Origin of the sequence: Enterococcus lemanii (assembly GCF_016909125.1) — a bacterium.
Taxonomy (GTDB): Bacteria; Bacillota; Bacilli; order Lactobacillales; family Enterococcaceae; genus Enterococcus_I; species Enterococcus_I lemanii.
The window spans coordinates 30,428-41,098 of record NZ_JAFBFD010000032.1 but is presented as its reverse complement, the minus strand read 5'-3'; the positions used below and the strand labels follow the sequence as shown (position 1 = coordinate 41,098).

11 protein-coding genes and 1 riboswitch are annotated in these 10,671 nt (G+C 33.9%); of the genes, 6 read left to right on the top strand and 5 right to left on the bottom strand.

All coding sequences use genetic code 11. The features are described from left to right. Positions 1-88: 88 nt before the first annotated feature. The 3 genes from JOD14_RS09690 to JOD14_RS09680 form a co-directional block, all read right to left on the bottom strand. Entirely contained in the window at positions 89-544 is a 456-nt protein-coding gene (locus JOD14_RS09690) for a sugar O-acetyltransferase (RefSeq protein ID WP_204654623.1), read from the bottom strand. Between the two features lie 129 nt (positions 545-673). Further along, positions 674-988 (bottom strand): DMT family transporter, encoded by a 315-nt coding sequence (locus JOD14_RS09685; RefSeq protein WP_204654622.1) that lies wholly within the window; start codon positions 986-988, stop codon positions 674-676. After that, positions 988-1,329 (bottom strand): DMT family transporter, encoded by a 342-nt coding sequence (locus tag JOD14_RS09680; protein ID WP_204654621.1) that lies wholly within the window; start codon positions 1,327-1,329, stop codon positions 988-990. Before JOD14_RS09680 ends, JOD14_RS09685 begins: the two co-directional genes overlap by 1 nt. A 63-nt stretch (positions 1,330-1,392) precedes the next feature. Next, positions 1,393-1,490: riboswitch (guanidine-I (ykkC/yxkD leader) on the bottom strand. A gap of 405 nt (positions 1,491-1,895) precedes the next feature. Between JOD14_RS09680 and JOD14_RS09675 the strand changes: the two genes are divergently transcribed. Together JOD14_RS09675 and JOD14_RS09670 are read left to right on the top strand one after the other, a co-directional pair. Continuing rightward, positions 1,896-2,510: an HNH endonuclease gene (locus tag JOD14_RS09675; RefSeq protein WP_204654620.1), complete on the top strand. Its 615-nt coding sequence runs from the start codon at positions 1,896-1,898 to the stop codon at positions 2,508-2,510. Between the two features lie 206 nt (positions 2,511-2,716). After that, positions 2,717-3,124 carry a (deoxy)nucleoside triphosphate pyrophosphohydrolase gene (locus tag JOD14_RS09670; RefSeq protein ID WP_204654619.1) on the top strand — a complete coding sequence of 136 codons (408 nt, stop codon included), beginning with the start codon at positions 2,717-2,719 and terminating at the stop codon, positions 3,122-3,124. A 58-nt stretch (positions 3,125-3,182) separates the two neighbouring features. Here the strand turns inward: JOD14_RS09670 and JOD14_RS09665 are convergent, their stop codons facing one another. Beyond that, positions 3,183-3,869 carry an SRA domain-containing endonuclease gene (locus JOD14_RS09665; RefSeq protein WP_204654618.1) on the bottom strand — a complete coding sequence of 229 codons (687 nt, stop codon included), beginning with the start codon at positions 3,867-3,869 and terminating at the stop codon, positions 3,183-3,185. A 127-nt stretch (positions 3,870-3,996) separates the two neighbouring features. Here JOD14_RS09665 and JOD14_RS09660 point away from each other — a divergent pair, with 127 nt between their 5' ends. Continuing rightward, positions 3,997-6,864, top strand: coding sequence for a DEAD/DEAH box helicase (locus JOD14_RS09660; protein WP_204654617.1), 2,868 nt, complete (start codon positions 3,997-3,999; stop codon positions 6,862-6,864). Positions 6,865-7,128: 264 nt separating this feature from the next. Here JOD14_RS09660 and JOD14_RS09655 read toward each other — a convergent pair whose 3' ends face one another. After that, a complete protein-coding gene (locus tag JOD14_RS09655; protein WP_204654616.1) occupies positions 7,129-7,890 on the bottom strand; it encodes a DeoR/GlpR family DNA-binding transcription regulator in 762 nt (253 codons plus the stop codon). A gap of 175 nt (positions 7,891-8,065) precedes the next feature. On the opposite strand from JOD14_RS09655, the gene JOD14_RS09650 reads away from it, so the two are divergent. From JOD14_RS09650 to JOD14_RS09640, 3 genes are read left to right on the top strand one after another with little or no spacing between them, the layout of a single operon-like run. Beyond that, positions 8,066-8,752 (top strand): class II aldolase/adducin family protein, encoded by a 687-nt coding sequence (locus tag JOD14_RS09650; protein WP_204654615.1) that lies wholly within the window; start codon positions 8,066-8,068, stop codon positions 8,750-8,752. A gap of 15 nt (positions 8,753-8,767) precedes the next feature. After that, positions 8,768-10,240 carry a rhamnulokinase gene (locus tag JOD14_RS09645; RefSeq protein ID WP_204654614.1) on the top strand — a complete coding sequence of 491 codons (1,473 nt, stop codon included), beginning with the start codon at positions 8,768-8,770 and terminating at the stop codon, positions 10,238-10,240. Then, positions 10,234-10,665 carry an RbsD/FucU family protein gene (locus JOD14_RS09640; protein WP_204654613.1) on the top strand — a complete coding sequence of 144 codons (432 nt, stop codon included), beginning with the start codon at positions 10,234-10,236 and terminating at the stop codon, positions 10,663-10,665. The genes JOD14_RS09645 and JOD14_RS09640 overlap by 7 nt, the downstream gene beginning before the upstream one ends. Positions 10,666-10,671: the final 6 nt, after the last annotated feature.

The window sequence follows — 10,671 nt, the reverse complement described above, 5'->3', positions numbered from 1 at the left end:
AAGGTCATCCTCTGCGCGAGCACTCTTCGTTTTTAACATTTTTTTGAAAAGTAAATTATCTGAATATTCTTATTTTATTTACGCACCATTAGTGACTTACCCCACCTAAAACCGTTACCGAACCACCAATCCAAACTGCATCACCAATTGTAATAGGTAATGATTTTTCCCAGCCGTCTATTCTTTCTTGCGCGTCGTAAGCATGGTTGGGCGTATAAAAACCAACGTTTGGTCCAATTAATACGTGATTTCCAATTGTAACTTTTGCACAATCAAGAATCGTGCAATTCGTATTTGCATAAAAGTGATCCCCAATCGTCAAATTTGTACCATAATCACAATTAAATGGCGATTCAATCCACGGGTTATCCCCTAAATCAGGAATCAATTTTTTTAAGGCTTCCAACCGTTTTTCTCTTTCTGCCGGGTTGATCTGATTAAATTCAAAAAGTAATGATTTCGCACGATCGCGGTCTTCTACCAACGTTTCGTCCCAAGCATTATAAAACTCCCCATTTAACATTTTTTCTTTTGCTGTACACATATTTATACCTGCCAATCTTTTTTTATAGTTTTATACAATTTCATTCTATTAAAGATTAGGGGGGAAAGGCAAAAGATTGTAGGAAGGGTACGCTGTTAAACCTTTTGCTACTACTTGTTAAGTTATTTTTTACGATACGAGTTTTAAACCAATTGCAGACCCAAGCACCATTATGATAAAAAAGATTCTTTTCCAATCTTTTGATTCTCCATAAAATAACATCCCTAAAATCGCCCCACCCGAAGCACCAATTCCCGTCCAAATCGCATAAGCCTTCCCCATGGATAAGGTTTTCATAGCTTGTGCAAGGAATATAAAACTTGCGCCAAAACCAATCACAACGAACACGAGAGATTGCCAGTTACGCTCTTTGTGTAATTGGTTTATCATTAGGACACCAAACATTTCAAATAAACCGGCAATGATTAAAGCAAACCAAGCCATTAAGATTCAACCCCTTCTTGAATAGAGTCTTTCGTAACGAGCTTCAAACCAACGACCCCTACTAATAACACTAAAATAAAGACAATTTTCGTCACTTTAAATGACTCACCAAAGAAGACGATATCGGAAAAAACCGTCCCTACCGTTCCTAGTCCTACAAATACAGCATAGACCGTTCCAACCGGTAGTTTTTTGCCGGCCATAATCATTAAATAAAAACTAATGAAAATCGCAACAGCTGTACCAATCCAAGCCACAAAACTATTTGCGTGGTTCAAGCCAATGACCCAAAGCACCTCAAAAAAAGCCGCAATGACCACTTTACTCCAATTTGTATTCATTAAATCATTCCTCCCAATTTATTTCGGCTCAAAAAAAAGCCTAGAAGATAACTGTTAAACAGTTTCTCCCAGGCTTTTATCCTTCCGTGACACAGACAAGCTGTGCGTCTCCTCTTGGACCAGACCAGCTTACTTGCCACGGAACCCTAGAAAACATTTTTCTTATTGAATTAAATAGTATTATACACAGTTTTTAGTTCTGTTCAAGTTTGGTGGTGTTTTTTATGCTGAAGTTCAAGTCTTGTTTAGAAAAATATGTAAGAGTTTTTTTGGAAATGTTATTTTATATGTAAGAGGTTTCTTTAAGTGTGAAGGTGGCTTATACTGAGAGAAAGAGTAATTTTAAAAAATATTTTTTCTATCTAAAATCAAATGAAAAATGAAAAAAATCGTATTAATAATAACAATAGAAATGAATAGAGGTGATACCGATTCAAAGTCAAATAGAACAGGTTCAATTTGAAAAATGGATGCAGCAAAAAGGTTTATCAGAGAGCTCAATTAGTAAGTACGCTAGGCAAGCTCATAAGAGAATCCTAAGAGATATCGGTTTAAGTTTTTACCAAATGAAGAACGTTGAAGAACTTAGTCAATTGCTAACAGATGTTCGAATGTTGGAGCAACAAATGGTAAACGATCCACGAAGAATGTATTCTTCAGCGGTGAGTAATTATATTAAGTTCAAGTCTGAAAAAGAAGATATGGAAAATACGAATAATGATTTGACGTATGAAAGAGCTGTTGAAAAAATATTACAACCTTCGCGAAAGATACCGACTTGGAATGATAGTCCGCAACCAAGAGCGAGCTTAGTGATAGGAAGTATGACTCGCTACGAAAGAAAGGCACAAGTAGGAGCGAATGCCATTGTATTAGCTAATTTTGAATGCCAAGTGAACGGAAATCATCGCTTTTTTAATTCAAGAAAAACGCATCAAAATTATGTAGAAGCCCATCATTTAATCCCGATTGCTTATCAAGGTATTTTTGAACATGGGATTGATATTGTAGAGAATATTGTTGCGTTGTGCCCAGCCTGCCATAGATGTATTCATTACGCTGAAGATCGTTCGAGAATGGAGCTAGTCGATCAATTGTTCAAAAAAATAACACCAAATCTAAATCGAGTGGGTATTGAAATTAAACGCAAAGAATTGTTAGAGTTGTATCAAATCGTATAAATAAGTTTATGCTTAGAGCAAACGAATGGGATTATAACTGAAATTATTGGACACAACTCTGTATAGTAAAGAATTCAATTATGAGTCTCCCTTGAAGAAGTCCTTGGGAGGCTTTTTGCTCGTGTTTTTTAAAGTAAGAAAGGTTTCTTTAAATCTTCTAGTGATTTATACTAATAAGAAAGAAGTTCGAATCATCGGAGGTAAGAATGAAAAAAGAAATAAATGTAGTTGGTGCAATTATTATAAGAAATGGCAAAGTTCTCTGTGCACAAAGAGGCAAGTCAAAAACCTTGGCTTACTTGTGGGAATTTCCTGGTGGTAAAATTGAAGAGGGAGAGACGCCTCGGCAAGCATTGAAAAGGGAATTGGTTGAAGAACTAAATATAGAAGTGTCTGTTGAAGAAAGTCAATTTGAACAGACGGCTTATGAGTATGATTTTGGAATTGTAAACCTAACCACGTTTATTTGTCAATTGAAAACAGGAGAGCCCAAATTGACAGAACATATTGCAATTAAGTGGTTGGATCCTTCAGCATTATCTTCACTAGAATGGGCGCCAGCTGATATTCCAGCAGTGGAAAAATTAAATGAAGTAAAATTCAACCTTGTTTGAGATGCTGAGTATAACCACATTCTATTATTTAAACAATAGAATGTGGTTATCGCAATAGTTAAAGTAAAGCGAGAGGGAATTTATAGACTTTTCTTATAGAACCTGTTGAATCACTCTCAGTTACAGTATAAGGTTCCTTAGCTAAAATGACTTCACCTTTAAAAATATATTCATTTTTTTTAAAACTTTCAAAAAGATAAACGTTGACACCGTTTTCATTAGAGTGGTATAAAGTTTTATTTTGCATATACTCTAAATCTTGATCGCCGGTTAAGCCCATTCCAGTATAATGAAACAACCCATCCGCTTCCCACCGGTCTTCATAAGGATTTTGCTCGTGATTTTTACTATGTATAGATACTAAGACTAGGGAATTTGTTTTTAAAGATCGTCGCATCCCCATTTGCGGAGAACATTTGAAAATAGTTGTAATTTCTTTGTTAGAATAGATAGATCCGATTAGCAAATCATTGATTGCTACGGGTTTGCATTGTGGGGCGCTAACCTCTAAAATCTGTTTATCAATGCTCCTCTTTTTATCAATCTCTCTTTGTTTCTTAACTTTTTCGAGATAGTTAGTTTGTTTGTCGGTATTTTCTAACTGTAAATATTCGTTTTGAAAAGAGATAGGGATTGCTAATTTTTTGACACCGAGATTATTGAAGTCGATCGTTATGGTATCTTCAGTCATTTCAAGAATTGTTCCTTGACCAAACGATTTGTGGATTACATTTTCATTTATCATTCAGCACACCATCTTTCAATTAAATTACTTAAATAATAACATAGTATATTTATTTGTATAGATCAATATTTAGTTTGAAAGTATTAAGGCATGATAATTTCTATTGCAACTAGGAAAGGATAAAAATATGGACGTTCTAGAACAATCGTTAAAGAAAGCTTTCATTAATCGGGATTTGGCAGGCTCAAAATACGATCCTAAAATAATCATCAATCAGCCTGAAAAGAAAGAGTATTTTCTTAATATTTTACAAGATGAAATCGATAGTTGCGAAGAATTTTTCTTTTCAATTGCTTTTGTCACGCAAGGTGGTTTAAATGCATTAAAGACGCATTTATCTGATTTGCATCAAAAAGGGATTAAAGGGAAACTATTGACTTCAACCTATTTAAATTTTAATCACCCTGACGTTTTCGAGTCGTTGTTAAGTATTCCGAATTTAGAAGTTCGTATTTCAGAAAAAGCTGGCTTTCATGCAAAGGGTTATTTATTTTCTCAAAAAAATTACCAAAGTTTTATTATTGGTAGTTCTAATTTGACAATGAACGCTTTAAAGGTAAATTATGAATGGAATATACGCTTGACTTCTTATGACCATGGTGCGATTATTCATCAAATTCGGGAAAATATGCAACAAGAATGGACGCAATCTTTAACATTAAATCAAGAATGGATTCAAGAGTATCGTCAAAACTATCACCCACTAATTGTGAATAAAGAGGATCTATCGGTTTTTGAAAAAGGCGATGATTTGAGCGGTTATATCATGCCAAATAAAATGCAACAAGCAGCGTTAAAAAATTTACGAGATTTACGAATTGCGAAAGAGAAAAAAGGTTTAGTAATTTCAGCAACCGGTACAGGAAAAACTTATTTATCAGCCTTTGATGTTTTACAAGCAAGACCAAATAAGATGTTATTTATTGTTCACCGTGAGCAGATTTTAATGAGTGCCAAAGCGTCTTTTAAAAAAATAATTGGCGGGTCAGATTCAGATTATGGTATTTTATCGGGGAACAAAAAAGAAATTGAGGCTAAATATTTATTTGCGACGATCCAAACAATCTCAAAGGATGTCTATCAAGAATTGTTTTCTCAAGATTATTTTGATTATATTTTAGTTGATGAAGTGCATAAAGCAGGAGCCCAGAGTTATTTGAAAGTACTCGATTATTTTAATCCAAAATTTTTATTGGGTATGACAGCAACACCAGAAAGAACGGATGGCTATAATATTTTTGAATTATTCGATTACAATATCGCCTATGAAATTCGTTTGCAAGAAGCGTTAGAAGAAGATTTCCTGTGTCCATTTCATTATTTTGGTGTCACTGATTATGAAGTTTCAGGCGAAGTGATTTCAGAAACAAGTCAATTGCAAGATCTAGTTGCGACCGAACGTGTTAATTTTTTATTGGATCGAATTCAGTATTATGGTTGTTCGCACAATCAACCCAAAGGACTTGTATTTTGTAGTCGTAAAGAAGAAGCAAAAGTATTAGCAACAGCTTTTATTGAAAGGGGAATCCCTGCTAGTTATTTAACTGGCGATCACACGATTGAAGCACGAGAAAAGGAAATAGAAAAATTAGAAGCGGGACAAATTCACTATATTTTCACTGTTGATATTTTTAATGAAGGCATTGATATTCCAAAAATTAATCAAGTGATTATGTTAAGAAATACAGAATCAAGTATTATTTTTGTCCAACAATTGGGTCGTGGACTGCGAAAAGACCCATCCAAAGAATTTGTCACTGTGATCGATTTTATTGGTAACTATAAGAATAATTATATGATTCCAATGGCTTTATCCGGTGACGTGAGTCGAAATAAAAATAATTTAAGGCAACGTACATTTGAAACGAATTATATAAGTGGTGTTTCTTCTATTAATTTTGAAGCAATTGCGAAAGAAAGAATTTTCAAATCGATTAATACAGCAAAGATGGATTCAATGGCAGAGCTAAGACGTATTTATCAAGAAATGAAAAACCGATTGAATCGAATTCCTTATTTGAATGATTTTCAAAAACAAGGGGTATTAGACCCATTAGTTTTGGTTAATAAATTTGAACATTACCAAGAATTTTTAGTTAAAATCAAGGAAAGTGATCGTCACTTAACAGTAAATGAAGGAAAATTATTGAAAGTATTTGGTCGTGAACTACTTCCAGGGATGAGACAACAAGAGCTATTTGTTATTCAAAAAATTTTACAAGGTGAATTATCCTTTACAAGAGAAAGTATAAAAAAATTATTTTTAAGCAATGGTTTTGACGCCGATGAAGAGACCATAGATTCAGTCATTGGCACATTAGATCTATCTTTTTATGTCGGTAGTCTAAAAACAAATTATGCCGGTGGGGAATTTTTAAGAGTCGAGGATGATCAAATTCAAGTTTCTGAGACGTTAAAGTTGGCATTACAAAATCCCTATTTTGTTCATTTATTCGAGGATTGTCTGAGTGTTTCTTTGGAGAAATCTAAAAACTATCAAGGACACCAACCTTATACTTTATACAATAAGTACCGCCGTCGTGATACGATTCGTCTTCTAAATTGGAAAGAGCAAATGGTAGATCAAAATATTGGTGGCTATACATATAAACAAGACCGTCGTCAATTTGTTATCTTTGTGACCCTGCACAAGGAAGAAGACTTTAAAGGGGCTCTAATGGCATATGAAGATGAATTATTAGATGAAAATACGCTTCATTATTTTACTAAATCACCTCGAACGATTCATTCTCCGGAAGTAAAGATCTTACAAAATGCAAAAGATTGGGATATCTATGTCTTTGCCCAAAAATCAAATGATGAAGGCACAGATTTTTATTATTTAGGGGAAGTAAAACCAGATGTAACGACGATTAAACAAGTTGAAAAATCTGTAAAAGATGGAAAAAAACAAAGCGTTGTCCAAATGAACCTAAAGTTTGCGCAATCAATTGATAGCAAGTTGTATAAGTATTTGACGGTGAGTGAGGGATAGATTTTTGCAATCTTATAACACCGACTACGAGAGAAAGTAGTCGATGTTGTTTTTTTAAAAGAGTGAATAAGGTTATTTTATGATTAATAGTGAAGTACTTTAACAGTTGTTGTAGATAGAACTAAACTCGATTTTTACAATATTTTTTTTCTTTGAGTAAAAAATAAAGGTCAATGATTCAATAAGTAATAATCCAACAACAAAAGACAGCGGTTTCATTCCTTTGCTTAGGAATAAACTGCTGTCTTTTATTTACTATGCCACTTATGCGGGATAAATAATTTCTGAGCCGCTTTTTTCGATTAAATCGATATAAGTATCGTTAGGTTCTTTATTCGTAATAATTGTATCGTAGTCACTAAAATTACTAATTTTAAAGAAGTGAGTGGAATCAAATTTGGTATTGTCAGCTAATAATACTTTTTGTTTTGCTCGAGACATCATCTCTTTTTTGATAGTTGCTTGATTAAAGCTTGCTTCATAAATACCGTCTTCATTTAGTCCTCGGCAAGAGAAAAATGCTAAGTCATAGTAGAAAGACGAATAAATACTATCATTACTTGATGGAATGACAGAGCTAGAGTTCATATTTATTTCTCCGCCAGTAATAAAAATTTTAAATGATTCGTTATTTGATTCGCTCAATAGTGTCGCCGTTTTTAAGCTATTTGTAATAATGACTAAGTTTGGTACCTGGGTAATAAAAGGGATAAGTTGTTGAACTGTACTACTTGAATCTAGAAAAATACATTGACCGGGTCCTACAAAATCTTTTGCTATGGAAATTATTTTCTTCTTTTCAATAACGTTTGTTTCTTCCCTGAAAGAATGCGAATATTCTAAATTAGGAAATTGAGACAACATGACGCCCCCTCTGACCCGAGTTACAATATTTTTTTCTTCTAATATAATTAAAGATCTTCTCAGAGAAGAGATGCTACAATGCAGTATTTCACATAATTCTTTGTTTGAGATATGTTTTTTCTTTTGTAAAATAGTTAGTATTTCTTTTTCTCGTAGTTCCATCGATCTTCCTCCTTACGAAAGCTACTATACCATATTATGAACGGAAATGAACGATAATGGATTAAAATAACGATATAAATCATGAAAAGTTCATCGTTTTGTTATTCTATTCACATTTTTTGTAAGCGCTTATATAATGATGGCGTAGATTAGAAGTTATTTGGAGGAGAAAACAATGGATGAAAATTTAATTAGAGAACAATTATGTGACGTGTGTAATAAAATGTGGCAATTAGGATGGGTAGCGGCAAATGACGGAAATGTTTCAGTGAAAATTGATGAGAACACTTTTATTTGTACACCGACAGGAATCAGTAAAAGTTTTATTACACCGGATAAATTAATCAAGATTAATGAAAAGGCAGAAATCATTGAAGCAAATGGGGAATATCGCCCATCGAGTGAAATTAAAATGCATTTACGTGTATATAAAGAAAGACCAGATGTTGGCTCTGTTGTTCATGCCCATCCACCGGTGGCTACAGCATTTGCCTTAGCACATATTCCGTTAGACAGTTATTCTTTGATTGAAAATGCAATTATTATTGGCTCAGTACCAATTACTCCTTTTGGCACACCATCAACAAACGAAGTGCCCGAAGCAATTGCGCCGTACTTACAAGAACACGATGTATTATTACTAGAAAATCATGGTGCTTTAGCGGTGGGTTCTGATTTAATCACGGCTTATTATCGAATGGAAACATTAGAACTAGTGGCTAAAACAACATTTCACGCGCGGATGTTACTTGGAGGCCAAGCAGAAGAAGAAATTCCAAGAGAAAAATTAGAGAATTTATTTAGTATGAGAAAAAACTATGGCGTAACAGGAAAGCACCCAGGCTATAAAAAATACAGTTAAAAGAGAGGAATATCAATGCAAAAAAATGTGTTAGCGTTTGATTTCGGGGCCTCGTCTGGAAGAGCAATTGTTGGTGTTTTTAAAGAAGGGGCACTCGAGTTAGATGAAATTCATCGTTTTGTTAATTATCCAATAGAAAAAGAAGGTCATTTATTTTGGGATATTAACTATTTGTTTGAACAAGTGCTTTTAGGAATTCAAAAAGCTTGTCAAAAATATAAAATTGATAGTTTAGGAATTGATACATGGGGTGTTGATTTTGGTTTGCTTAACAAAGAAGGCGAACTACTTCAAAATCCTTATAACTATCGAGATACACAAACAATCGGCATGATTGAGAAAGTTAAAGAACAAATCGATTTAAACGAGCTTTATCACCAAACGGGTAATCAAATTATGGAAATAAATACCTTATTTCAATTATTAGCGATAAAAAATAAGAATCCTGAATTATTTGAATCGATCGATAAAATTTTATTCATGCCCGATTTGATGAATTATTTGTTAACGGGGACAAAAGCGGCTGAAATGAGTATTGCATCTACTTCTCAAATGATTGATGTTCACACGAATCAATGGGCTGAAAATATTCTTTCGAAATTTAATATTCCTATTGAAATTATGCCGAAACTAGTAGAATCAGGAAATTTTTTAGGAAAAACGAAAGCGAGTTTAGGAATACCTGAAATTCCAGTCTATAATATTTGCGAACACGATACGGCGAGTGCGGTCATTAGTATTCCAAGTAATCAGAAGTTCTTGTTCGTTTCTTGCGGCACTTGGTCTTTAGTTGGAACAGAACTTCCGATGCCGATTGTCAATGAAAAGGCTTACAAATATAATCTAACGAACGAAAAAGGAATCGATAACACGACTCGCTTTTTGAAAAATTGTACAGGTCTTTGGATTATTCAAGAGTTGAGAAGAAACTTTGAAGAAGTAGGTAGAAAGTATAGTTTTGCTGAGTTAGCTGATTTAGCAAGTGGAGCAAAAGCATTTAAGTGTTGGATAGATACCGATGATCCTTTATTTTCAACGCCTGGCAATATGGTTTCTCGAATTCAAAATTATGCACTCGAAACGAATCAAGAAATTCCTGAAACAGATGGAGAATTAGCGCGTTGTATTTATGAGAGTTTAGCAATGAAATATAAATACACTTTTTTAGAAATTAACGACGCCACAGAAATGGAATTTGATACGGTAAATATTGTCGGTGGTGGATCGCAAGCTGAAATTTTATGTCAAATGGTTTCAGATGCAGCCAATATGCGTGTTTGTGCCGGACCTGTTGAAGCAACTGCAATTGGTAATATTGCAGCACAGCTTTTAGCGCAAGGTGTGTTCTCTAATATTTATGAAGTAAGAGAATGGGTGAAAAAATCAACTGCTGTAAAATACTATTTCCCAGGCAACACCAAGAATGATTGGGATCAAGAATTTTCTAATTATCAAAAAATTATCGAAAAAAGAGGCGTATTATGTTAAATAAAATACCTAAAAATATTTCACCACAATTGATAAAAGTATTGATGGAGATGGGACATGGCGATGAAATTGTAATTTCAGATGGTAATTATCCAGCAGCGTCCAATGCCAATTTGCTCGTGCGTTGCGATGGTTTAAATGTCCCAGAACTACTAGATAGCATTTTGGAGTTAATGCCATTAGACGCATATGTTCCAGAACCAGTGGCTTTAATGTCTGTTGTTCCAGGTGATGATGTTGTCCCAGTCATTTGGGAAGAGTATAAAAAAATAATAAATGAAAAGAGTACAAAAGAAATTTCAATTGAATATATGGAAAGACAAGCCTTTTATGAACGAGGAAAAAAAGCCTATGCGATTGTCGCAACAGGAGAAAAAGCAATCTATGCCAACGTTATTTTGAAAAAAGGTGTCGTGAAAGAATAAGAGAGG